Source organism: Taibaiella helva, from assembly GCF_003545695.1.
Taxonomy (GTDB): domain Bacteria; phylum Bacteroidota; class Bacteroidia; order Chitinophagales; family Chitinophagaceae; genus Taibaiella; species Taibaiella helva.
Map to the genome: position 1 here is coordinate 101,713 of NZ_QUZZ01000006.1, position 24,838 is coordinate 126,550.

General features: G+C 43.8%; 16 protein-coding genes. 9 read left to right on the plus strand and 7 right to left on the minus strand.

Annotated features, from left to right (window positions below):
* Positions 1 to 65: 65 nt before the first annotated feature.
* The 3 genes from DZC79_RS10770 to DZC79_RS10780 form a co-directional block, all read right to left on the minus strand.
* On the minus strand, positions 66 to 1,301 hold the full coding sequence (locus tag DZC79_RS10770; protein WP_118951594.1) for a 4-hydroxy-3-methylbut-2-enyl diphosphate reductase: 1,236 nt from the start codon (positions 1,299 to 1,301) through the stop codon (positions 66 to 68).
* Complete coding sequence (gene dxs, locus DZC79_RS10775; protein ID WP_118951595.1) at positions 1,288 to 3,234, minus strand: 1-deoxy-D-xylulose-5-phosphate synthase; 1,947 nt, start codon at positions 3,232 to 3,234, stop codon at positions 1,288 to 1,290. The genes DZC79_RS10770 and dxs overlap by 14 nt, the downstream gene beginning before the upstream one ends.
* A 64-nt stretch (positions 3,235 to 3,298) precedes the next feature.
* Complete coding sequence (locus tag DZC79_RS10780) at positions 3,299 to 4,270, minus strand: polyprenyl synthetase family protein (protein ID WP_118951596.1); 972 nt, start codon at positions 4,268 to 4,270, stop codon at positions 3,299 to 3,301.
* An 810-nt stretch (positions 4,271 to 5,080) separates the two neighbouring features.
* Here DZC79_RS10780 and DZC79_RS21725 point away from each other — a divergent pair.
* Positions 5,081 to 5,215 carry a hypothetical protein gene (locus DZC79_RS21725; protein ID WP_262607304.1) on the plus strand — a complete coding sequence of 45 codons (135 nt, stop codon included), beginning with the start codon at positions 5,081 to 5,083 and terminating at the stop codon, positions 5,213 to 5,215.
* Positions 5,216 to 5,490: 275 nt separating this feature from the next.
* Here DZC79_RS21725 and DZC79_RS10785 read toward each other — a convergent pair whose 3' ends face one another.
* The gene (locus tag DZC79_RS10785; protein WP_118951597.1) at positions 5,491 to 6,501 is read right to left on the minus strand and encodes a terpene synthase family protein; all 1,011 of its coding nucleotides are present in this window, start codon (positions 6,499 to 6,501) and stop codon (positions 5,491 to 5,493) included.
* 772 nt (positions 6,502 to 7,273) lie between these two features.
* On the opposite strand from DZC79_RS10785, the gene DZC79_RS10790 reads away from it, so the two are divergent.
* Together DZC79_RS10790 and DZC79_RS10795 are read left to right on the plus strand one after the other, a co-directional pair.
* Complete coding sequence (locus DZC79_RS10790; protein ID WP_118951598.1) at positions 7,274 to 7,552, plus strand: hypothetical protein; 279 nt, start codon at positions 7,274 to 7,276, stop codon at positions 7,550 to 7,552.
* A gap of 336 nt (positions 7,553 to 7,888) precedes the next feature.
* Positions 7,889 to 8,947: a hypothetical protein gene (locus DZC79_RS10795; RefSeq protein WP_118951599.1), complete on the plus strand. Its 1,059-nt coding sequence runs from the start codon at positions 7,889 to 7,891 to the stop codon at positions 8,945 to 8,947.
* 981 nt (positions 8,948 to 9,928) lie between these two features.
* Here the strand turns inward: DZC79_RS10795 and DZC79_RS10805 are convergent.
* The 3 genes from DZC79_RS10805 to DZC79_RS10815 all read right to left on the minus strand — a co-directional run bounded on the left by DZC79_RS10805 (position 9,929) and on the right by DZC79_RS10815 (position 11,586).
* Positions 9,929 to 10,204 carry a hypothetical protein gene (locus tag DZC79_RS10805; protein ID WP_118951601.1) on the minus strand — a complete coding sequence of 92 codons (276 nt, stop codon included), beginning with the start codon at positions 10,202 to 10,204 and terminating at the stop codon, positions 9,929 to 9,931.
* Positions 10,205 to 10,552: 348 nt separating this feature from the next.
* Positions 10,553 to 10,828: a hypothetical protein gene (locus DZC79_RS10810; RefSeq protein ID WP_118951602.1), complete on the minus strand. Its 276-nt coding sequence runs from the start codon at positions 10,826 to 10,828 to the stop codon at positions 10,553 to 10,555.
* The gene (locus DZC79_RS10815) at positions 10,813 to 11,586 is read right to left on the minus strand and encodes an acyl-CoA desaturase (RefSeq protein ID WP_118951603.1); all 774 of its coding nucleotides are present in this window, start codon (positions 11,584 to 11,586) and stop codon (positions 10,813 to 10,815) included. Before DZC79_RS10815 ends, DZC79_RS10810 begins: the two co-directional genes overlap by 16 nt.
* A 413-nt stretch (positions 11,587 to 11,999) precedes the next feature.
* On the opposite strand from DZC79_RS10815, the gene DZC79_RS21860 reads away from it, so the two are divergent.
* The 6 genes from DZC79_RS21860 (at position 12,000) to DZC79_RS10850 (ending at position 24,709) form a co-directional block, all read left to right on the plus strand.
* On the plus strand, positions 12,000 to 12,245 hold the full coding sequence (locus DZC79_RS21860; RefSeq protein WP_118951604.1) for an RNA recognition motif domain-containing protein: 246 nt from the start codon (positions 12,000 to 12,002) through the stop codon (positions 12,243 to 12,245).
* A 49-nt stretch (positions 12,246 to 12,294) separates the two neighbouring features.
* Entirely contained in the window at positions 12,295 to 12,588 is a 294-nt protein-coding gene (locus tag DZC79_RS10825; protein ID WP_118951605.1) for a hypothetical protein, read from the plus strand.
* A gap of 10 nt (positions 12,589 to 12,598) precedes the next feature.
* The gene (locus tag DZC79_RS10830) at positions 12,599 to 12,883 is read left to right on the plus strand and encodes a hypothetical protein (protein WP_118951606.1); all 285 of its coding nucleotides are present in this window, start codon (positions 12,599 to 12,601) and stop codon (positions 12,881 to 12,883) included.
* A 279-nt stretch (positions 12,884 to 13,162) separates the two neighbouring features.
* On the plus strand, positions 13,163 to 21,865 hold the full coding sequence (locus DZC79_RS10835) for a glycoside hydrolase family 94 protein (RefSeq protein ID WP_118951607.1): 8,703 nt from the start codon (positions 13,163 to 13,165) through the stop codon (positions 21,863 to 21,865).
* 11 nt (positions 21,866 to 21,876) lie between these two features.
* The gene (locus DZC79_RS10840; RefSeq protein WP_118951608.1) at positions 21,877 to 22,188 is read left to right on the plus strand and encodes a hypothetical protein; all 312 of its coding nucleotides are present in this window, start codon (positions 21,877 to 21,879) and stop codon (positions 22,186 to 22,188) included.
* Between the two features lie 1,111 nt (positions 22,189 to 23,299).
* Entirely contained in the window at positions 23,300 to 24,709 is a 1,410-nt protein-coding gene (locus tag DZC79_RS10850) for a recombinase family protein (protein WP_118951610.1), read from the plus strand.
* The last annotated feature ends 129 nt before the right edge of the window (positions 24,710 to 24,838 follow it).

Below are 24,838 nucleotides of genomic sequence, written 5' to 3' on the forward strand. Positions count from 1 at the left end.
GAAATGGTTATTGCATGGAACTATCAAGCCCTGGAGAATCCGGGTGTAACAAGATGAAATGTTTCTTATGAATAGTCAGTTACGGCATCTTCGGCCTTCAATGCAGCCAACGATAAACCATAAAAGGAAAGCAGCCGCTGCAGCACGTTTTCAATCAGAATATCAGGACAGGAAGCGCCGCTGGTCAGGTGGATCACGACCGGCTCCTTTGCAGGCAAATAGGAAAGCGTCGTTCTTAGCTGCCGGGAATGAATATCCCAGTGCTCGATCTTCTCTGCCGAAATAATGCGCTCACCGGAAGAAATAAAATAAGTGGGAAGCTTTGCTTCGCACAGCTCAACCAGGTGGCTGGTATTGGAGCTATTATGTCCCCCGACCACGATAGCCAGGTCGGCATCCAGCGACAACATAGCGATCACTGCTTGTTGGTTGTCGTTCGTTGCATAGCAAAGCGTATCTCTCGTAGACGCGAAATGATTTGCTATTTTATCGCCAATGAACCTATAATGTTCCTTCATGGTTTGCAGCAGGAAATCGGCTATCTGCTGGGTGTCGCCGGCCAGCAATGTAGTCTGGTTGACGACCCCGATCCTGGCCAGGTCGCGGGCAGCGTCAAAGCCTTCTGAATACCGCCCGCGGAACAAGGTATAGAAATCATCAGCCTGCCTTTTGCCCCTGATAAAACCGGCCAGCAATATCGCTTCCTTCATATCCCTGATGACCAGGGAAGGCGCCACGCTCCGGCTATGAGAGAACGTGGCTTTTGTTTCTTCATGATCCGGGTTCCCGTGCACGATTACCGTATAGCCCTTACCGGCGATCTGGGAAACCCTGTTCCATACCTTCTCTACAAAGGGGCATTTGCTTTTATAATAGACCTGCTGTATTCCCTTATCTCTTAAGATACGCTCTGTCTCCAGCGTAATGCCAAAGGCAGGAACAATGATCACATCTTCCTTTTTTATCTCCTCCCAGGGAATGAGCTGGTTGCCGGCCGTATCCATAATAAATTGCATCCCCTTTTCGCTCAGAGCCGAATTGACATGCGCATTGTGAATGATCTCGCTCAGCAGATAGATCCTTTTACCGGGGTTATCATTAAGGGCTGCATAGGCGGTTTCAATAGCATTTTCTACGCCGAAGCAAAAGCCGAAATGGCGGGCCAGGTAAATTTTAATCTTACCGAAATCGAGCATTGTCGGCATCATATCCTTCTTTAAGCGGTCCCTCTCCTGCCGCCTACTTTTAACGGCAGCAATGAAACCGCTTTTATAGATCCCGGGAACATTAAATGCTCTCATGTTTTAAGCTTTTTGAGATTACTGCTTTGGGAGATAACATCGAGTTGACCGTCGCCACTATTGCCGCAACATCGTAAGCGCACTCCTGGAATAACTCCTGGGGCTTTCCATGCTCTATAATACGATCGGGAACACCCAGGATACGGACCTGTGCATTGTATTTGTACTCTGCCATGAATTCAAGTACAGCCGTACCCAATCCCCCGATCTTGCTGCCATCCTCAATAGTGATGATCTTACGGTATCTTTTAAAAACGTGGTGCAGCAGCTGCTCATCGATGGGCTTAACAAACCTCATATCGAAATGCGCGGGATAAATGCCTTCTTTTTCCAGCAGGTCGCAGGCATCGCTTGCAAAATTTCCGGGATGCCCGAAGGAAAGGATCGCAATATCAACTCCTTCCCTTATTATCCGCCCCGTTCCTATCTCTACTTGCTCCATAGGCCTCCTCCAATCGGGAAGCACACCTTGCCCCCTCGGATAGCGGATAATGAAAGGCTGGTCTATATGAGGGAGCTGGGCCGTGTACATCAGATTCCGCAATTCAGCTTCATTCATCGGGGCGCTGATAATAATACCGGGCAGGCAACGGGAATAGGCGATATCAAAAACACCATGATGCGTGGCGCCATCTTCGCCAACCAGGCCGCCTCTGTCCAGGCAAAAGATCACCGGCAATTTCTGCAGGACAACATCATGAATGAGCTGGTCGTAGCCTCTTTGCATAAAGGAGGAGTAGATGTTGCAAAATACCTTCATGCCCTGCGTGGCCATTCCTGCCGATAGCGTTACTGCATGCTGCTCGCAGATACCGACATCGAACGTGCGGTCCGGCATTTGCTCCATCATGAGCTTTAACGACGAGCCGGATAACATAGCCGGCGTAACGCCTACTATCTTTTCGTTGGATCCGGCAAGCTCTACGATCGTGTGGCCAAAAACATCCTGGTACTTGGGTGGCTGGGCCGAAACAACGGCCGGCTTATGTATCTTGCTGGTTTCCTTGTCGAAGATCCCAGGAAAATGCCATAACGTTTGCTCCTGTTCAGCAGGCTGGTACCCCTTCCCTTTCGTGGTAACCACATGAAGCAGCTTGGGCCCGGGAATAGACCTCATGCTTTGCAAAAGGTCCGTCAAGGTGAGCACATCATGTCCGTCGACGGGCCCGAAATACCTTAGGTTTAAGGCTTCGAAGAAGTTGGCCTGCTCCGACATCAGGTTTTTCACCCTGGACTTTGCGCGGCTCAATATGTCCCTTGACGACGCTTCAAAGAAGGGCAGCTGATCCAGCGCCCGGGATACTTGCGTTCGCAATTTGTTGTACGTCTTCGATAGCGTGAGCCTGGTAAGGTATGTCGTTAAGGCGCCGACATTGGAATCTATCGACATGCGGTTATCGTTGAGGATGATGATCAGGTTCGTATCGGATACGCCTGCATGATTCAGCGCCTCAAAGGCCATTCCCGCGGTCAGGGCGCCATCGCCTATTACGGCTATATGCTGCTTGTTAAGCTCGCCCTTCTGACGGGCGGCAATAGCCATGCCCAACGCTGCGGATATGGACGTAGAAGAATGCCCGGTGCCGAAAGTATCGTATATGCTTTCCGCCCTTCTGGGAAAACCGCTTATCCCTTTGTACTTGCGGTTAGTTTCAAAAAGAGCTCTCCTGCCGGTAAGTATTTTATGTCCATAAGCCTGGTGGCCTACGTCCCAGACCAATTGATCATAAGGCGTATCCATGGCGTAATGCAGCGCGGTGGTTAATTCTACGGTTCCCAGACTTGCACCGAAATGGCCACCGTTCCTGCTTACCGTTTCAATGATGAACGATCTTAATTCCTCGCATACCCGGGGAAGCTGCGAGGGATGTAATTCTCTCAGGTCGGCAGGAAGCAATATCTGATCCAGTAACGGCGTTTTAAGCTCTTTCATAGCTGTACATTTAATAGGGTGAATTTATTGCTGCTAACCTTGCTGAATGTTGATCTGCGCTGATTCAGGATTGACGGACAAGTAAAGCGCTGGCCAGCTCCGCCAGCTTTTCTTTTCTATGAACGGGAACATTGATCTTGTCCAGGTTACTGAATGCGGTCTCGGTATAACGGGCTATTTCCTCGCTGGCCCACTGATCAATGCCCAGCTCCTTGTACCACGCTATCACAGCATGTACCTTAGCATCGCCGGCATATTTCAGGGTCTCTTTCAGCTGTCTTTTTTGCTGCGGGTCCGCGCGCTCAAAGGCTTTGAGCAAAAGCGCCGTTTTCTTGCCGGCTACAATATCGCTCCCTGCCTGCTTTCCCATTTGAGCGGTATTCCCGAAAGCATCCAGGAAGTCGTCCTGTATCTGAAAAGCGATACCGATGTTTTTTCCGAACGCATACATCTGCATTTGTTCCTGGTCGCTGGCGGCGCCAATAACAGCGCCCATCTGAGCGGCAGCGCCAAGCAATACCGATGTTTTATAGGTAATCATAGTCAGGTAGCCGGCATAGCTTACCGTTTCAACTTCCATCTGCTCAAAGTCAATGTCCATCTGCTGTCCTTCGCATACTTTGCAAGCCATATCGGAAAACAAAGCTGTGATCAGCCCCCGGTACGACAGGGCAGTCTGGTTCAATTGTGCATAAGCATGGATCAGCAACCTGTCACCGGCCAGTATGGCCGTGCTTTCCCCGTACTTTACATGCAAAGCAGGCTGACCTCTGCGAAGCGCTGAGCGGTCCATGATATCATCATGAATGAGCGTAAAGTTGTGAAAGGACTCCAGGGCATTGGCTACGGTATAGGCATCGGTACCGATATCGCTAAAAACCTCGTTGGCCATCAGGCATAAGACAGGTCTTATCTGCTTTCCGGAGTATCCGGTAAAATAAGTAATGGCGCCATAAAGGCTTTCGGGAGCTGCCGGAAAGGTGATTGCACCTTGCTGGTCCCGATAGAGCTGGTAAGCTTCCGGAAAAGAATGCATAGGTAACCGTTGAAGAATAGTAAATAGGTCTTCCAAAAAAGATAAGAGAGGCCTGCAGACATAGCATGGCTATGTCTTGACATGGTGCTTTGGTACATAGCAGTACCAGGCATGGCGTTTGCAATGCTTACCGGACATAACACCAGGTCCTGGAGTATAGACTATTCCAGGAGCATAATGCCCGGTGCTTTCAGCCGAAAGGCCTTCACCGTTAAGAGCAGGACATTGATCCGGCCATGCATAGCCACATCTTCCTTATCTTAGAAAATGCGTGAATGGCGGTTTGATCATCGCTCTTACAGGCCGGGAAAGGATGGGCCGTACATTAAGGATAGTGGGAAATGGAGATGCCAATTTTCGGGTGCATAACGGTATGGTTGGTTTGGTGAGAAACTTTAAATGCTGTTTTATTGGCACCGCCCCGGATTCATCAGGAAGGCTGGACAAAAATAGTGTATATCGATACTCACTACCGCTAGTAAATACCAGAAATTTTTCAGCATTTTCTACCACTTTTCGTCCACAAAAACCGGTAAGCCCTAAAGCAGCGATCGGGACAACTCAGGTTGTACTATACAATATTTCAGATAATACAATAAATCACCTTAATTAAGGTTTAGCCACTTCGCAATTAGCGACCGCATAGTAATGCAATCAGGGGAACCATCTTCCCTCACATTATGAAACGTATCAGCCGACCGGCCTATTTTTTGGCTGATCGGCTAAATATATTCACTCTATTTTATCTCAGGCCTAAAAAATGGCCTACTTTTTACCGATGTCAATACCGACGGCGTATTCAATACCGGTATGGCTTCCCAACTGACACCATCAGCAAGCGATGTTGAAGATGGTATTGCTTATGTCAAGTTCAGCAATGTCGCTCATTTCTCCAGCTTCGTGTACCTGTCTTCCACCAGCCGGTGGCTACAGTGCTGCCGGTGACCATGGTTTCCTCGGATGCTTATCGTTCCGGGAACAAAGTAGCGCTGGCATATAACCACGCTGGTGTACTTGCAATTTTTCAACCCAACCGATGGTATTATCTTCTTCGTCAACGAGAATCACTGAATTTCTATTCATATACTGTCATATTGAACCTATAACATATTTACAGTTAATAATTAATTATTAACTGATTTTTTTTTAAATGCCCTTAAGTGCTACTTTTTTAGAATGATTGAGCATCTGATATGATTGACACAGGTCTCGTTGCGGTATTAACGCTCGAACTCTCCTTCTACATAGCCTCCTGGTATATATCGCGTTTTGTCATTTGTATGCCAGGCATAAACACCCGAAACCATAATGCCAAGGTCCCCTACATACCCGGCTACCAAATCGTTCCAATTGCTGTCGAAATGCGGAAGATGTTGCTGTAACACCAAGAACTCTTGCAAATATCTGTCATGATGTTCCAGCGCAGCCATATAGGCTTCCTCCAGCGGCATTTTATGTTCATGCTGAAATACCTTTACAATATTCATCGTATCGCCCGGCCTTATAAGTTCTTTGGGCAATGAAATGAAATCGTTGTGCATTCCGATTAGTAGGGCACAGATAACCTCCATTCGTAGAATATGTGGATGATCCATTATGTCGTCGGGTAATTGGCGATAATCCTTTTGTAGGTAAACATATTTACAGAAAGGGATAACACCACTGGTAGCTTCCCTAATCAAAGTGTACACAGCCAGTGGCGGAGGTATGTTAGCGGCGTTATAGGCCTTCTCTTCCGCATAACCATTGAAGGTATGTATAATAGAATCGACAAACCGTTGGTATATCCGGTCGGGAATCTTACACCGTAACGCATCCTGTCTTAATACCCACCATTGCCTCAAAAATCCATTAGTCACCGGCTCTTTGGCGTCTTCACCCATCAATAGTGCCTTGATGCGTTTAATAATGTCAAGCATTTCCTGTCGAGTGCACCGATCAAAATAATCATCCATCATTGCACCATTAGCTGCATAACTGGCTATTGGATGTAGCTCATCCAAGGAACGTAGAAATGGTAATCCGCGAGCTGCAAGATCAGTCAAATGATGACTTTTGTGTTTTTCGCGCGCGGCTGCGCTTTGAAACTGATAATCACGATCTATCCAGGCATAATATGCTTCTCGTTCTTCACGAAAACCTGGATGAATGAAGTCGGGCCATGGATACGATGGCCGGGGCAAACGTCTCATCTTTGCAAAAAGCTCTTCATGTAAAGTGGTCGCTGGCATTTTGATTTAATTTAAGTTTGTGGAATGGCTATTGCTTATTGATCTTGGCATCAGACAAAATAAGAATTTGTATTGCAGTGCTTAACATATTAACCGGCTGTGCTCTTTTTGCATTCCGGCATGAATCCCAATTGATCCTTAAGCCATAATCGCATCAGGTCAAATTATGCCAGGTCTGATACTTTAACCTTCTCCATTAGGTCCAATAAGCGATTTCCTGTTGACGCTTTCAGTAAAACGAAACTAATCTCATTTTAAATAGTCACGCAACATATTTGATTATAATTTATACTTTTCTGTCGTTTCTTTATTGATATTTTTTGCTATAGTATGCTTTATTAAAACCATTGATCCTGTAGCGCGAAATCGCTAATCTGTACTCAAATCAGTTTTACGAGCTTTTTGCCCAAAGGAGTAATGCCGTGTATTTAGTACACTGCTTGAATCATCGTTTTTGTAATAATACATTGCTGAAGCGCTTTTGAATAGCCTTCTATTTCTAACGGCTGCCAAACGGCTGCCGTTTTTTTGTTTTCCCGCCATTAATTCTATAACTGCTGGGTGCTTTAGGGCACCCAGGGATCTTCATTCAGTATTTTTTTGATAGTCATTGTTTTCGGGTGGTAAAAGTTGAATTGTGATTGATCATTTTCCAAACCAAACCGGTAAAAAGGGCAGCAAACCTGCAGCAGCCGGAGGGCACTGAAAATATTTTTTTTTAATGAACGGTCTCCCCATTAAATCAAAAAAATATTTGCATTAACTCTCCTGGATGGCTCTGCTGAACGCCGACCCTTACTTCCCGCTGTTCCACGAGCTGACCCCGCTGCGTACCGGTATCAGCATGGTGTACAACTTTCAGCTGGGACTGTTTGCAGATATTGCTGTGGCAGGGCAGGCCACAGGACTGCCGGCTGTTACTAGGCAGCGGTACGCCTATGGCTTCAGCACCCGCACCTTGCTGGCAGGCTATCTCATACGCTTCGACATGGCCTGGCCGGGCAGCTTCAGTAAAGAGCCGGTGTGGTATTTTGCCATAAATTTGCTATGATGATACAGTTTGATTAATTTTGTAATAGTTTGAATTGCTCCGGCAATTTGAGCCAAATGCCTAAGCTCTTTCAAAGTCTTTCAAATAACTTCCAGGTGATTCGGTTACCTTATCCGGTTACCTAGATATTGGACATTTCTGAATGCCGCGCCAGTGGCGCTTTCCAAGGGATAGGTTCGAGTCCCAGCGGAATCACGAAAGCCACTCCTTAGAGTGGCTTTTTTCGTTTAAAAATCCCGTTCTTTATGCTGAATTCGGATCAAGCTGAATTCACCATTTTGTTTTTCAGAATCAAACGCAAAAATTGTATCCGGACTTCATTTTCTTCATACAATTATGGCAAATAAACTACTGCTTCATGTAAGTATAAGTGTACTTATCTTGGTGTCTTCGTTATCATGGAGCGCTCAGCAACCGCGTACTATGTCAGCCCATAGAGATAGCGTAAGGGTTTATTATGATATGGTCCATAAAGCCGAAATGGCTATTGTTGATTCTAACTATAAGCTTGCATTAGATTGTTACAAGAAAGCAGAGCAATATAAACAATTCAATTGTGAGGATTTGTACAATGCCGGGATTGTTGCCTATCTTTCCAAGGACACTACAGCAGCAATTGAGTACTTGAACAGACTTGCTATTAACGGACTGAAGAAAAAGAATTTTGAAGGCAATAATTGGGGCCGTACTATAAAAGACAGTTCCTTCTATAAATACATATCCAGAAGTTACGATTCTTGTTTGTTAGTCGGCAGCCGTAGCGTTAAGCCAATATACAGCCAGCAGTTGAAATCCTTTTATGCACATGACCAAAAAGTAAGAAGAAATGGTACCGCCGGCAACAGTGCATCCATTGCTGATGCAGAAAACAGGAGCGTTATAGCGGCATTTATTGAGAAAGAGGGGTTCCCAAGTTTTGAACGAACCGGTTTTTACGATACGATGAGGTTTCTGGAATCGCCTGGATCGTTTTATTACATATGGTGGCACAGTAGACCTCAAGTAACAATATTAGATACTTTGGCATTAAATGCAGTACTTAATGGTGAGTTTCCCCCTGACGATTATGCTGAATTAATAGATCAGAGGATATTGCCTGGAATGTCCGGATCTATTTATAAAACGAATTTTAGCACTGCCTCCATGTCTAAGGCACTATACAATGTTGAGCAAGAAACTTCCGCGCACCAAACAATAGACCCTAAAACAACAGATAGCATCAGGAACACTATTTATCTTGAACCTTTAGAAGAATACATGAAAAAACTCATTTTCAGGGATAAGGATAATCGTTTCCTAATCGTAAACCTTACCAGTTATGGCCTGCATAAATTTTCGCAAAAGCTTGAGATGATTAACAATAAGAGAACTAATAAAGGAAGGAAAGGAAAGTAGTGTTATTGGTAAGTAGATAAAAATGATCCCAGCGGAATCACAAAAGCCACTCCTTAGTGGCTTTTTTCGTTTAAAAGTCCCAGGCTTTATACTGAATCACGTTTTTGATTTCCGGAATTCAAGTACAAAAAATTGTATCACGGTTTTTCCAAAAAAATGCGATTTAAGGCCTGTGCGAAGTCAAAAAAGAGTTCAAAGAATCTCCCGTCCTCTGTACCAGAATGATAAAAAATACAAGCTAACAGTCTGACTGTTAGCTTTTTTCGTGTTTGGAATTTTAGAAATTTGAAATTTTGAATCAAATAAATAATATTCTAATGTTTTACATAATAGGCTGTTAAGTGTTCGATTCCTATGATCCCCATGCTTGGGATTAGGTTTGAACTCTGCTGAATATTTTTTACGTTCGTTGATCATCTTCTCTTTGGCCAGAGTGGTGCGTCAGTAAGCGTTTGGATTGGCATTTCTTCTTATGTTATTTCGTCGGCTTCGCTGAGTAGATAAATGATAATTCTTTACGCCCCCCAACTTATCTTCTTGTAATTATTTTTTTCCTATAAAGAGAGATACAAATCCCAAAATCCTGCCGTTTAACTATTATTCTTTCAGATAAAATATCAAGAGGTAATAGTAGCCGGAATAATAGCCGAGCCCTTCCATCCGGAGCAGCCATATACTTTTTCTGACTTACTATATTCAAGGTATTTCCGGCAATATAATAGGAAAGATGCAATTGTTTTATGTTAGATATATTCAGATTGACCTCATAGCTGTCGTTAAAGGCTTTCAACGTCATTGTTACAATACCGGCACAACCGTGCCGATCACAATTGATCGATTCAATTGAAGTAATCTTGATGCGGTATGGCTTTCTTAATTTCATCGTATTTTTCGAGCCTTTATTATACCTCCCATATTAAGACCGACGACGCTTTTATTATCTTAAATCGAATGAACAAACATAGGTTCTAATGCCTGCCGTTACTTTTGTTGTTTTAAATGGGATCCGAGTGAACTAGAAGCACAATGTTTACGCAGGCTGTTCGCTTTTTTATAATATTGATTACTGCTTCTTAGTTTTTTATTGATCCTTATTGCAACCTTGTCTACGATATCATCTTCTTTTCCGCTTTCAAACACAAGATCATCACTGGCTAGTTGGGGAAACATTTTAAAGCAATTTAGATTGCGCATTCCAATTACTCGAAATAGAGAAACTTGCATTTTCTTTGCCTTTCTCAAGTATTTTTTTTTCATAGAAATTATTAAATGTGAAAGAATTTTTACTGGACAAAGGTCACTAATCAAAAATGAAAATTGTTATACACCAATATGTAAACCTTACAGAATTTGTACATTTTTCAGCATCATACGCTTTTTGTCCCTCCGTTTTTACAACAGAATGGAGTAAGCCCTGTAACTTCCCTAAACTGTGCAGATAAATGAGCAAGGCGGCTTTAAATGAGCTTTCATCAATTTTTACAAGGTTCATTTCATCCTAGAACAGCAACTCTTTCACTTTTAAATAAGATCGCTTTTTAATGGATGCTGTATTCCTATATCCATTTGATAAGACTTAACGCGTATTTTTTTTCACCTAGCTTCTTAAGCTATCCACCATGTCTTTTCAGATAAGATTTTTGACAACCCGACACTCAACCGCTCAATATCCTGGGGCCAGGTGAAAATTTTGATAGCTTTGTGAGCGAGTATTAATTTTATAACCTGCTCTTTTCTGTTAATCCTGACTATCTCGTAAACCTCACTTTCTCTGAGGGTATCAAATGCATCTTCAGGTGCACCATTGACAGGGAACCTGGTTATGAGATCCCCTTCTGTTAAATGGTCCAACTGCTCCGCTGTTGTTAACTTTGTTGGCATGATAAGTGATTTAATGGTTTGCTTGTATGTAGCGGTTTAATGAATTTTATGATCTTCAGCCATTTCATGAATAGTAAGACCGGGTAAACAGGATCCAACTCATGCCAACGGCTACCGAAATTTACAGCAGTGGGATGCTTGTGATGATTATTATGATAAGATTCTCCCAACATGAACACATCGACAAATAAAAGGTTATGGGATGTGTTTTTTAATTTGAAATTGATATAGCCATATTTATGAGCAAACCAGTTTATAATTGCCCCATGAAACGGACCCATAAAAATAAGTACCGGCAAGAAAATATATAGCCATGGCGATGATGCAAAAAAAGCAAAGAACAAGCTGTAGCCTAGTCCCCAAAGTACTTTGGAAGCTTTGGAATTTGCCCACCTGTCAAACTTTGGCCATTGCGGAAGGTTCCGGGTAAACCGATCTTCTATATCAATCTTCCCATTTAATATACGCGCATAAATATTTTTTGTGCGCCACATCATACTGAATATATTAGAAGAGAAATTTGGTGAGTGCGGATCCTTTTCCCTATCCGTGTAGGCATGATGCATTCGGTGCATGATAGCATATGCACTTGCGCTCATATAGGAAGAACCTTGTGTGATATAGGCGAATACGAAGAAGAAACGTTCCCATCGTTTACTCATAGTAAAAGCTTGGTGTGCAGCATACCTATGCTGAAAAAAAGTCTGCGAAAAAAGCGACAGGTACCAGACGCCGACAAAAAAGAGTATAATCAACATAAAATCAATTTTGAATTGAAGAAAATGAATGCAGAAATTGATTTTAGAAGAAGCCACTTAAGCAGTAATACTATTGGCGAAGTGGTAGCTAGAAGAAAGGATTGCTGAATTCTGATTTGACTAAAGTTAACTTATTCTCTGTTAAGGTAGTTGTAAAATTCCAAACAGTACATTATCCTTTAGGTATAAAAGGGAAAAGCGTTTTTATCTATTTTAAGACAATTAAAATGGGCAAAAAAAAGGCTTTCCAAAATTAAGGGGCAACCTTCAGATAAATTAGCATTTAACGATAAATCGATGTACCTTCACTGCATATCACAATGGTTCTGCTGCATTCTCTGACCGGTCTGGTTATTCTCTCTCTTCAGTCCTAGCATTCTTGCCATCTTCAATCACTTTCTTATTCCAGTCCTATGAACATTTTTGTGAGTAACCTGAGTGTGTCTGCCCATAAAAGTCATCTTAAAAACCTTTTCTCAGAATTCGGTAAAGTCAGGTCTATTATTGTTATAAGAGGATACTTTTCTAAAAAGACTGATACTTCTTGCTGGGTTGTAATTGACAATCGAGCAGATGCAGAAAATGCAATCAGAAATCTTGACCACAGCATATTTATGGAAAAAACAATCGGTGTAAGCGAGGCTATATTACTTCTATAAACCTAATGATGACTTATCTTCAACGCCTTCATCGTTTTAACCGCAGCCAATGTACACTTTAATTAACACAGAAGAACAGCTGGCACAACTCCGTGACGGAAATCTCATCACAAAATATTATGGCGTCATTGGAACATCGCCGGATGTATTTGATAAAGATAATAGTATTGCATATCGGATCAACAAGATAAATGCCACCAACCAGATGATAGAGTTGATCGGAGTTGAAGATCCATTTATTATCCTGTTCTCTCCTGGCCATTTAAACAGAATGTTTATCCGATCCAGTGATCTGCTGATAGAAGGTAACTGGTGGCTGACATTGCATACGCTAAACCTTTAATTTTATTTTTATGCTCCATGAACAACTGCAACAAATGCTTTTTTTAAGTAAAGACAAGCAACATCTGCTTGATAGAGCTCATAATATCGTTGCCGAAATTGCAGGTTCGAAAGGCCATTTCTATTACAGAACAATAGGCATAGAATCTGAAGCATTTGAAAAAATATGCACGGGCATTAAATCACGAAAAGTATGTATTTCGTGGAACGAAGCAAATGAATGTCAGATATGGCGCCACGTCGATGTCTGTACTCAATATGAATTATTGCCCAAAGGGTTCAGTAATATCAGCTGAAATTTGCTTTGAACACTTGCAGTGTAAGCAAAGGTTGCTGGTTAAAGGTTCCCATTTCCTAATCTAAAACAAAACCCACCAGTAAGAATTACCGGCGCTGTGCTAAACTTACCATAGACAAAAAGTGATGTATGGTGTTGCCAATGTCCCGGATGAAAGCCCGTCTCCTTATCTGAAACGGGAAATAATACAAACTTATCTGATCAGGGTACCAGATATCCCGATTCCCGCATATTCTACCAGCCCGTTTAAAATCCAAAGCCAGCGGGCATTTCATTTATGATAAAAGTTACTACAAGCACAGTGTTAGATATGCTGTTACGGCTGCGTGTCAATTTCCGTAAAAATAATATTAGCGGTAATCAGGAACCTTTCCGCTCTGAGCTTTACAGTTCAGACCAGATGGACCGCCACGGTATAGCGGTGGCGGGTGCTCATAAACTGACGAAAGGTCGCATGCCCGACCGGCTCCTTAAACGGCTTGACGATAACGAGACGATACTGCTGGAAGTCCGTAACCTGCTGGTGGAAAGCATCCGAACCGGGGAGGTTGCTTCCCCTGCTGCAGAATGGCTGCTCGATAATTTCTATCTTCTGGAAGAACAAATTATTATTGCCAGAGAGCATCTGCCCAAAGGATACAGTGAAGGTTTGCCCTGCCTTTCTGAAGGTATATCAGCAGGTATGCCAAGGGTATACGATATTGTACTTGAAATCATATCGCATAGTGATGGCCGGGTGGACATGGATAGCCTGATAAGTTTTGTAAACGCATACCAGACTGTATATACCCTTACCCTCGGTGAACTGTGGGCCTTACCCATTATGCTACGGCTTGCGGTTATCGAAAACCTGCGCAGGGTTTCTGAAAAAATCGCATTGGATCTGATTGACCATGATCTTGCAGATTACTGGGCAGATAAAATGATTACAAGCGTAGCTGAAAATCCGGGTGACCTTATTTTGGTCATAGCAGATATGGCGCGGTCAAAGCCTTCGCTGGGCGGTGCATTTGTAGCGGCATTTACCAGGAAGTTGCAGGGAAAGGGTGCCGCGTTTGCGCTATCGCTGAACTGGCTGGAGCAACAATTGGTTACGCAAGGTTTCAACAGCGAGGAGATCGTCCGAACAGAAAATCAAAAACAGGCAGCCCTCCAGGTTTCTGTACGCAACAGCATCGGCACATTACGCTTTCTTGTGGCTACTGACTGGCGTAAATTTGTAGAAACACTGAGCACGGTAGAAGAAGTACTAAAACAAGACATTACGGGCATCTATCCCCTTATGGATTTTGCAACAAGGGACCGGTACAGGCATGTTGTGGAAAGTATTGCCAAAAACAGTCCTTTATCAGAAACTGAGGTAGCCCGTCGCATTCTCGAATTAACAAGGCGACAGGAAGATGAAGTACACATCCTTAAATATGCCCATATTGGATATTATCTTATTGGCAGCGGCAGAGGCCAGGCAGAACGGGTTGCCGGGATGCGGTACAATTTAAAGCAGAAAATACTGCGCCTCATTCAACAGGCCAGGCTGGCATGCTACCTAGGGATCATAATCCTGCTAACTATAGCGATTACAGCTTTCTTATTTTACGCAACGTACCAATATAGCCATCACAGTTGGTATCTGTTACTGGCTCTGGTAGGCTTATGTGTATCAGCAGCAGCACAAGTTGCCATAGCACTAACCAACTGGGTTGCTACTCTGGCAATAAAGCCGGCATTGTTGCCGCGTATGGACTATTCGGAGGGCATACCCGCGAGTTCTAGCACTTTAATTGTAATACCGACCATGCTTTCTAATGCGGCCTACCTCGATGAGTTGTCAGAGGCATTGGAAATGCATTATCTGGCAAACAAAGAGCATAATCTGTACTTTAGCTTATTAACCGATTTTCCGGATGCGGATATGCAGCAATTGCCAGGAGATCAAGCATTGCTCAAAATGGCTGAAATCAGGATTAAAAACTTGAATAGTAAATATCAGCAGGGAGCAGACCCCATTTTTTTTCTTTTTCATCGCCCCAGGATATGGAATGAACGGGAGTCCAAGTGGATGGGATATGAACGGAAAAGAGGCAAACTCTCAGCACTGAATGCATTGCTGCTGGGTCATGGTAAGGAGCAGTTTTCTGTAATCACTGGTGACTATAGCGTCCTGGCACAGGTGAAGTATGTTATTACCCTTGATTCTGACACGCAATTACCGAGGGAGGCGGTTTGGAAATTTGTAGCCACCATGGCGCATCCACTGAACCAACCTTTTTATGATCCGGTAAAGAGGCGGGTAACGGAAGGATACGGAATCCTGCAGCCCAGGTTGTCGTCAAGTATACCCAAGACGGTGCCCTCGCGTTATTTGCGGCTAACCGGTAATGTAGATGGGATAGATCCTTATACCCGGGTATCCTCCGATGTATACCAGGATCTATTCGGGGAAGGATCTTTCACCGGCAAGGGCATATACGATGTAGCCGTATTTGAACAAGCTTTACAGGGTGTTTTTGAAGAAAACCGTATTCTTAGCCATGATCTTCTTGAGGGCTGTTATGTGCGCTCCGGCTTACTCAGTGACGTACTGTTATATGAAGAACATCCGACGCAATACTTTGCCGATGTAAAGCGGCGTCATCGGTGGATTCGGGGCGACTGGCAAATCGGGGCCTGGATGTTACCTTTTGTCACTGGAGGGAATGGGCGGATAAACAGTAATAAACTATCGGCGTTATCACGGTGGAAAATAGCGGATAACCTGCGTCGCAGTCTGCTGCCCTTATCCCTGTTGCTACTATTGTTGTCAGGCTGGACCGTCCTGAACCGTCCCTGGTTCTGGACGCTCACCGTTGTCATTTTCATGTTATTGCAACCGGTTGCAATAGTAGTGTGGCAACTGATCCATAAGCCGACGGGGTTACGTTTCAGCACACATCTAATGGAAGCGGGTACCTATCTCCGTGGAATTTTATTCCGCTTTGTTACAGACCTTGCGTTCCTGCCTTTCGAAGCTTATAAATACTGCGATGCGATTATACGAACCAATTGGCGCATGATCGTAAGCAGGCGAAATCTTTTGGAATGGGCACCTTCAGCAACGGTAGCCCAGACTGTACATAATGATATAGGCTCTGCTTATAAAACGATGTTTGTTGCACCGCTGCTGGCTGTTTTGTGCTCCATACTGCTCGGCACTGCTTACCCTGCAGCGATCTGGATCGCAGCTCCCCTATTAACTTTATGGTTTCTGGCGCCCGTCCTGGCGGGATACCTGAGCCGGCCCGTGTCAGAAGAGCAGCCTGTACTAACAGAAAATCAAATTTTATTTCTACACAAAACGGCCCGTAAAACCTGGTCCTTCTTCGAACAATTCGTAACGGCTGAAGAGCATTGGTTGCCACCCGATAATTTTCAGGATGAACCCACACCAAAAATCGCCCACCGCACTTCCCCGACCAATATGGGTTTATGCTTGCTGGCGAATATTACAGCCTATGATTTTGGATATATTTCCGCTTCTTCGCTCGTGCTTAAATGTGATCAGACGTTGCAGTCTATGTTCCAGCTTGAACGGTTCAGAGGACATTTCTATAACTGGTATGACACTTTATCCTTATTGCCCCTTGCGCCGCGCTATATATCGACCGTAGATAGCGGTAATCTCGCCGGTCATTTGCTTACCCTGCGCCAGGGCCTGATTGCTTTGCCTGATCAACCGGTTTTTGATAAACGCATTTTCGAAGCATTGAAGACTACAACACATCTTGTACTTGACTTTGCAAAGGGGGATGATACCGAGGTTGCAACCCAGATCATGATAATATTGGATGCTGCGATGCAACAATGCGGCTCCTTGTACCAGATAAGGAAATACCTCGATGAAATTTGTTTGGTGACAGCGGAATTTGAACCCACTGCACCTGGCCCCTATAACTGGTCCGGCAAGCTGACACAACAAGCCTTTCAAATCAGGGAAGACCTGGTGCAGTTAATCCCCTGGATAACCTCTTTACCTTTTCCATCTTCATTTCTTGATTTGGATACTGATGGCATCCCTTCTTTAAATGCGCTGAAGGAAATGGCAGTTTGGCAGAGAGCTGTAATAGAAAAATACAGGCTGGGTGAAATCAGCGATGAGCAGGAGCTGTGGCTGTCTTCGATGGCTTCTTTATCGGAACAATGCAGCCGGAATGCAGGGGAACAAATAGTGCAAATTAAATCGCTGGCCGGACAATGTGAGACTTTGAGCGATGGTGAATATGATTTTCTCCTGGATAAGCAGACCAACCTCTGCTCCATCGGTTATAATGTAGATGCACAGAAAAGAGATGACAGTTTTTATGACCTGCTCGCTTCAGAAGTCAGGTTAGGAATATTCGTAGCTATTGCACAAAATAAGCTGCCTCAGGAAAGCTGGTTTGCCTTAGGGCGCCTGTTGACACATGCTTCCGGAGAGTCAATCCTGCTATCCTGGAGCGGTTCTATGTTTGAATACCTGATGCCGCAGCTTGTTATGCCGGTATATGATAACACTTTATTGGACCAGACCAGTAAAGCATCTGTAAAAAGACAAATAGAATATGCCGGGCAACGCGATAAACCATGGGGTATATCTGAATCGGCTTATAACACCGTTGATGCCAATCTGAATTACCAGTACCGGGCATTCGGAGTGCCAGGGCTGGGGCTTAAGCGTGGTCTGGACGAAGATATGGTCATTGCTCCGTATGCCACAATGCTCGCGCTCATGGTAGCGCCGGAAAAGGCATGCGCCAATCTACAGATTCTCGCGCAGGAGGGATTTGAAGGCGCATATGGCTTTTACGAAGCAATTGATTATACAGCAAGCCGGTTACCGCGTGCCAAGCCGCACGCCATTATACAGTCTTTCATGGTTCATCACCAGGGTATGGCTTTTCTTTCCCTGGCTTACCTCTTACTTGATAAACCGATGCAGCGAAGATTTAAATCAGAGCTGCGTTTTCAGGCTACACTGCTCCTGCTTCAAGAACGTATTCCAAGAAGCGTACCGTTTTATGCACATACTGCCGATATTGTCGAAAACTACCATACCGGTATAAGTGCCCTGAACAGGAACATCCCAACCGCTCAAACCACAATCCCTGAAATCCAACTGCTGAGTAATGGTCGCTACCAGGTTATGATTACCAATTCAGGTGGTGGTTACAGCCGCTGGAACGATTTGGCAATAAGCCGTTGGCGCGAAGACACCACCAAAGACAATTACGGTATTTTTTGTTATATAAAAGACATGGACAGCGGTAACTTCTGGTCCAATACACATCAACCTACGTTAAAGCAGGCGAAAGGTTATTCCGTCATATTTTCGCAGGGCCATGTCGAGTTTGAACGGCAGGATGATGGCCTGATCACAAAAACGGAAATTGTTGTTTCTCCCGAAGATGACGTAGAAATGCGCAGGGTAAGGATTACCAACAAAACCTCGGCTATACGGACATTGGAAGTAACCAGTTATACAGAAGTGGTTGTGGCAAGCCAAGCTTCCGACGAGGCACATCCCGCTTTCAGCAACCTGTTTGTACATACAGAAATCGCGCCCGAATACAACACTATTTTCTGTACACGCAGACCCCGCTCTGATCAGGAAGTACCACCCTGGATATTTCACAATATGGAAGTACATGGTGGCATAGCGGAAGCCATATCTTATGAAACGGACCGCATGCAGTTTATAGGCAGGGCTAAAAATTTACAACATCCACAGGCTATGGATGAAGCAACGCTATCCGGCAAACAAGGTTCCGTACTCGATCCTATAATGGCCATTCGATACCGGATTGCCGTAAAGCCGAATCAAACCATAACATTAGATCTGATCTATGGCATTAGCATAACGCGAAAAAGCTGCGAATTGCTGATGCATAAATACCGGGACCAACACCTTAAGTCAAGAGCCCTGGAACTCTCCTGGACCCATAGTCAGGTCCTCCTGCGGCAAATCAACGCCACAGAAGCAGATGCCCAGTTATATAACCGTATTGCTGCATCTATAATTTACGCGCATCCGCTATTACGTGTAGCGGCATCTGTAATACAGACCAATTCCCGTGGACAGTCCGGTCTATGGAGTCACTCCGTTTCGGGCGACCTACCTATCGTCTTACTGCATATTCATTCTTCAGAGCCTACGGAATTGCTCCGGCAAATGGTACAGGCGCATGCATACTGGCGATTAAAAGGCCTCGCTGTCGATCTGGTGATCTGGAACGAGGATTATAGTTCTTACCGGCAACAACTGCAGGAGCAGATATTGGGAATGATTACTGCTGTTTCAGACAGTACGGTAACCTTCAATAAGCCGGGTAATATCTTTGTAAAAACAGTCGACCAGCTATCGGCTGAAGACAGGGTATTATTTGAAAGTGTGGCGCGGGTTATTATTCACGATAATGATAAAAAGTTGTCGGAGCAGTTGAGTAATATTCCTATAGAAAGAGGGCTGCCGCCGCTCCTGGAGCCTCGGACCTCTATCCAACATGTAAGGGAACAAATCTTGACTTTGCCGGAGGATCTGTTGTTTTTTAACGGAACAGGTGGCTTTGCAGTAGATGGTAAATCATATATGATCACCACCACAGCATCTGCAACTACTCCGGCTCCATGGGTGAATGTTATCGCCAACCCTGATTTCGGAACGATAGTTTCGGAAAGCGGCTCAGCTTACACCTGGGCCCTTAATGCCCATGAATACCGCCTTACCCCCTGGAATAACGACCCGGTAAGCGACATAGGTGGGGAGGCCTTTTATCTCCGGGATGAGGAGACAGGCAGGTTCTGGTCTCCGACCCCTTTCCCTGCAAGAGGTTCCGGCAATTATATCACGACACATGGTTTCGGCTATAGCCGGTTTCAGCATCTGGAAGACAATATACGCACGGAATTGACCGTATTCGTGGATGTAGCCTTACCGGTAAAACTTGTGGTGCTCAGAATCAAAAATGAATCTGGAAGAGAACGACAGCTATCTGTAACCGCTTTTATGGAAATGATACTGGGCGATGTTCGTTCCAATACGAATACGCATATCCTTCCGGAACGGGATATTGAAAACGGAACATTGATATTCAGAAATAAGTACAATACTGTCTTCGCCGACCGCGTCACTTTTTTTCGGACAAATAGCGTTGTACATAGCTATTCTACAGATAGGTCAGAGTTTATAGGCAGGAACAGGACACTGGAAAACCCGCAGGCTATGCAACGAAGTATGCTTTCCGGAAATTGCACTGCGGGCACAGATACCTGTGCTGGTTTACAGGTCACAATAGACCTGCAGGACGGTGCGGAAAAGGAAATAGTATTCCAATTGGGTAATGCGGAAAATGCATCAGTAATGGCAGAGCTGATCCGGAAGTTTAGAAATCATGATGCCACAGAACTGGCTTTTAAAGAGGTGGCGGCTTATTGGACGGACGTACTGGGTGGGGTGCAGATCGAAACACCGGATACTGCACTTAATCTCATAGCCAATGGCTGGCTTAACTACCAGACCCTTTCCAGCAGGTTATTTGCGCGTAGCGGCTTTTATCAATCGGGGGGAGCGTTCGGATTCAGGGACCAGTTGCAGGATGTGCTGGCACTGCTCCACACCCGTCCCGGGCTTGCGCGGGAACAAATACTATTATGTGCATCCAGGCAATTTGAAGAAGGTGATGTCCAGCATTGGTGGCATCCACCAGAAGGAAGAGGCGTCAGAACACGTTGCTCAGACGATCTGCTTTGGCTACCTTTCAGCGTTTCTACTTACATTAAAGCCACAGGTGATTATGGAATTTTGTCTGCGCCGGTGTCATTCCTGACAAGCAGATTGCTCCATCCGGGCGAAGATGTACTATATGACTTGCCGGTAAGCGCCCACCTTAGTGGTACGCTCTACGAACATTGCATCAGAGCCATTCAACATAGCCTTCACTTCGGGTTACATGGGTTACCCCTTATGGGCTCCGGCGATTGGAACGATGGTATGGACAGGGTCGGCAACGAAGGACAGGGAGAAAGTGTCTGGCTCGGCTTTTTTCTTTATGATATCCTCATCCGGTTTGCTGCTATTTCGGAAATGTTTGAAGACCCTTTATTCGCCGGTATTTGCAAAAAAGAAGCGGCGGCACTGCAAACTAATATTGAGCTATCAGGCTGGGACGGCGATTGGTATTTGAGGGCCTGGTTTGATGATGGCACACCCTTAGGTTCTAAGGAAAATAAAGAATGCAGGATTGATGCGATCGCCCAGAGCTGGTCGGTGCTCTCCGGGGCTGCAAGCAGGGAGCGTAGCCAAAAGGCCATGGCCGCACTCGATGAATACCTGGTAAAAAGAGAAATCGGCCTGATCAAGTTGTTAGATCCTCCTTTCGATCAGAAGGGACTCGACCCCGGATATATAAAAGGGTATGTTCCTGGAGTAAGAGAAAATGGCGGGCAGTATACCCATGCTGCGATGTGGGCTTTAATGGCATTTTCAGCCTTGCAGCAACGGGAAAAAGTCTGGGAATTAGTGAGTATGATCAATCCGGTTAACAAGGCCTCTGATGCTGTACGTAAGGACGTTTACAAGGTAGAACCTTATGTGGTAGCTGCGGATGTTTATGCAGCCGGTTCCCATAGCGGAAGAGGGGGCTGGACCTGGTATACGGGTGCAGCAGGATGGTTCTACCAGTTTATAACCGGTTCTTTTTTAGGTATGGAGCGCCTTGGAGACAAATTGAAGTTCAGCCCTTGCTTTCCACTGGCCTGGCCTTCTGTGTCTATACATTATCGTTATAAAGAGTCCGTATACGCGATTACTCTTTTTCAGATTTCGGAAGGTGCTGCTTCACATTGGCGCCTTGATGAAACAGATGGTACCGGAGATACAATCACGCTTACGGATGACAGTAGGGAACATGTAGTTGAAGTATACATCGCAATAGGCATAATGCCCGAGAGCAAATTTAAAAGTTTATAGCCACGAAAGAAATGATTGAAGAAACAAATACGACTCAACTTAATTTAACCCGCAGCATGCGAACAAAGCAAGAATTTGCAGAACAAAAAATACGATTGCCAGATCACGCGCTAGCTCATCTTTTGGGGCTATCACTGTCTGAATATAAGCACTTAAGTCATAAACCGTTAAAAGCATCAAAGGATTCCAGAGGGAACATAATTGAATTTTACATGCAGATAAGTAATAATAATAATCCGGAGGTTATGGCAAAAATTGGTTTAGACTTGAATAATATAGTATGGTTTGAACGTGATGAGGTAGAAAGCTGTTACACCAAGTAGGCTGTGAAATTTTAGTCTGGTGAGGCATAATTAAAAGTCTTCGCTAAATTGAACTCTAGTAGTTTGAGGCCCCTTCTTTTTCTTTAAGTCCTCATCTACAGTTTATTAGAGTATGTGTGGTGGTGTACGCACAGGCTTTTTAGGGTTCCGTTATTGAGAAGTTTCATGCAGGTGCCTGCACAACTAAATGTCAACAAAGGCCTATTGGTCACAACATCCTATTTCACAAAAGACTTCTACCGGGAAAGATCAAAATCTCATTCATACATGCTGAATGATATCATGAAATGGGTTTCCGCAGATATCAAAATCCCTATGCAACATGATCTGCGGGTATGCATACAGTTGCGGCGATTTCATATTTTTTCTTTAAAAAGTTGGATTTTCTTTGTTAATGATTATAAATTTATCAAGAACCAACACATTTGCGTTATGAACTATGGTAAAAAAACTCACTCCGGAGGATGAAAATGTGAATACGGTCATTTCTCTATTCTTAATAATCCTGACTGCCTCGCTGATTGAAATATATTTGTTACTTACTGCAATAGATCAGGCCCTGTCAATCTATGCTAACTAACATTATTAACTAAAGAGAATACACAAAAAAGCTATTTAATAACGAACATTTTTTCTTGTAATATTTATGACCCCAGTAAGGACATATAAAGACAAGTCAGTTCGAGTCGGTCCTTTGGTTTATTCCGAGAAGGTGCTTGCCGGTCTTTAAGAATAAGCATTGCAAGAATTTCGATTCCCATGATCCCCATGTATGGGATTAGGTTTGAACCCCGCTGTCTATTTTTTACGTTGATTTTTGTTGATCCCAAGGATTTATTTTGAGCACATACTCCACTATGATGATGGCGATCAATGCCATTAATTCTTCCTCACTCCTACTTGATTCCTGCAGTTCTTCTTCCATCTTGAGCTGTATTTTTGAAGAAGAAAACTACTAATTGGCCATGATGTGGAGGTCAAGAAATGTTTATTTTATCGTGAATGTACATGCAGTATTAACTTTCCATAAAAGCCCATCCTTTTTTACCCATCTTCTACTCTTTATTCGAGACCCCATTCCCTAGAGATTATAGGCTTCAAATGAAGATGTATGAAAAAGCTCCTCAACATTGCTATCGGTTACCGAAGAATTAGCGGTAAAGATCAATCTAAGTACTCCTTAGCGCATCAGGAAGAAGCAATCAGGAACTACTGCAATCAAAATGGATTACTGCTATCGGCAATTTTTACCGATAACGGAGAAAGCAGCGGCACCTTCGATCGACCTAATTATAAAGCTTTGGAGCGCTTTATGAAGAAGCACACAGGTAAGGTACAGTATCTTATTGTAATGAGTCATGATCGGTTTAGTCGAAATCTTGCAGAAGCTTTAATGAAGATAGAAGATTTACAAAGCAGTTTCCAGATCAAGGTTTTGGCTACCAATGAAGATATCAATATTGATGTTTACGATCCTCTTGTATTTGTGCAAAGGGCCTTTTCATACCTGATGGCCAATCAGGAACTTTTACAGATACGGAAAAGGGCAAAAGAAAGCATCCATTATGCACGGCTTTCCGGCCGTTATGTGAACAATGCTCCTTTTGGTTATATAAACGGACGCGACAGGCACAATAAAGGAATTTTAATTGTGGATGAAGAAAAAGCTGAAGTAATCCGTATTATTTACAAATGGTTTTTAGAAGGCTGGTCAATAAAGGAAATACAATACTATGCAAGACGAAATGGCCTGAAAAACTCCGGGCATAGCACGATCCAGAGAATACTATCAAACTGTACCTATGCTGGCCTGATTAAGATATCTTCCCAATCAGGACCTGCAAAGTATGTAAGAGGTATTCATCAACCTATAATCAGGGAATCTGATTTTTGGTTGGCACAAGAAAAGAAAGGCTCCCACAAGCCATCTAAATCACAACCGGGAGAGCTATTCCCTTTACGTGGGGTTCTAAAATGTTGGTGTGGTAAAAGCATGACCGCCGGCTATTCAAAAGGGAAAAAGAAGTATTATCCCTATTACCGTTGTATAGAACATACGGGAACAAACATCCCTGCTGATAAGCTTCACGCTGAATTCAAGGAATTGTTGCACACATTTAAGCTTTCCAATAATCAAAAAGAAGCGATCGCCGCTAAAGCAGAATTCTTGCTTGGTAAAACACTGCAGGATCAGAAATCCATCATTGAAGCCAGGCTAAAACAACGAGCAGACATAGAACGAAAACTCAATAATTTAGATGAGCTTTTATTGGAGAAGCAAATTGACGGCGCAACATTTGACAGACTTAAGTCCAGGCTCCATGAAGATATACACGTGTTGGATAATAGCTATCATGAATCGGTAAACATGAGCCAAAAATGGCTTGAGTTAGAGAAAATCCTGTTTAAGACAAATACAATGAGAGATGTTTTTGAAATGGCTACATTAGCCAATAAGCATTCATTGATCAGAAAGCTTTTTCGTCCACAGTTGGTTTACACGGATGGGAAATTTATATAATTTTTGTTTGATATATATTCTTCTGCTAAAGATTACAATAACACCTATTCCCACTTAACTGTGACATTCTTAAATTCGAAGTCTCTACCATTTGAATTCTCACCTATATACCTAACAACGACAGTTCTG

What these genes read in the sequence shown, in the direction of transcription:
- DZC79_RS10770 (WP_118951594.1), bottom strand. Translation starts at nt 1,301, where the DNA reads ATGAGAGCATTTAATGTTCCCGGGATCTATAAAAGCGGTTTCATTGCT.
- dxs (WP_118951595.1), bottom strand. Translation starts at nt 3,234, where the DNA reads ATGAAAGAGCTTAAAACGCCGTTACTGGATCAGATATTGCTTCCTGCC.
- DZC79_RS10780 (WP_118951596.1), bottom strand. Translation starts at nt 4,270, where the DNA reads ATGCATTCTTTTCCGGAAGCTTACCAGCTCTATCGGGACCAGCAAGGT.
- DZC79_RS21725 (WP_262607304.1), top strand. Translation starts at nt 5,081, where the DNA reads ATGGCTTCCCAACTGACACCATCAGCAAGCGATGTTGAAGATGGTATT.
- DZC79_RS10785 (WP_118951597.1), bottom strand. Translation starts at nt 6,501, where the DNA reads ATGCCAGCGACCACTTTACATGAAGAGCTTTTTGCAAAGATGAGACGT.
- DZC79_RS10790 (WP_118951598.1), top strand. Translation starts at nt 7,274, where the DNA reads ATGGCTCTGCTGAACGCCGACCCTTACTTCCCGCTGTTCCACGAGCTG.
- DZC79_RS10795 (WP_118951599.1), top strand. Translation starts at nt 7,889, where the DNA reads ATGGCAAATAAACTACTGCTTCATGTAAGTATAAGTGTACTTATCTTG.
- DZC79_RS10805 (WP_118951601.1), bottom strand. Translation starts at nt 10,204, where the DNA reads ATGAAAAAAAAATACTTGAGAAAGGCAAAGAAAATGCAAGTTTCTCTA.
- DZC79_RS10810 (WP_118951602.1), bottom strand. Translation starts at nt 10,828, where the DNA reads ATGCCAACAAAGTTAACAACAGCGGAGCAGTTGGACCATTTAACAGAA.
- DZC79_RS10815 (WP_118951603.1), bottom strand. Translation starts at nt 11,586, where the DNA reads ATGTTGATTATACTCTTTTTTGTCGGCGTCTGGTACCTGTCGCTTTTT.
- DZC79_RS21860 (WP_118951604.1), top strand. Translation starts at nt 12,000, where the DNA reads ATGAACATTTTTGTGAGTAACCTGAGTGTGTCTGCCCATAAAAGTCAT.
- DZC79_RS10825 (WP_118951605.1), top strand. Translation starts at nt 12,295, where the DNA reads ATGTACACTTTAATTAACACAGAAGAACAGCTGGCACAACTCCGTGAC.
- DZC79_RS10830 (WP_118951606.1), top strand. Translation starts at nt 12,599, where the DNA reads ATGCTCCATGAACAACTGCAACAAATGCTTTTTTTAAGTAAAGACAAG.
- DZC79_RS10835 (WP_118951607.1), top strand. Translation starts at nt 13,163, where the DNA reads ATGATAAAAGTTACTACAAGCACAGTGTTAGATATGCTGTTACGGCTG.
- DZC79_RS10840 (WP_118951608.1), top strand. Translation starts at nt 21,877, where the DNA reads ATGATTGAAGAAACAAATACGACTCAACTTAATTTAACCCGCAGCATG.
- DZC79_RS10850 (WP_118951610.1), top strand. Translation starts at nt 23,300, where the DNA reads ATGAAAAAGCTCCTCAACATTGCTATCGGTTACCGAAGAATTAGCGGT.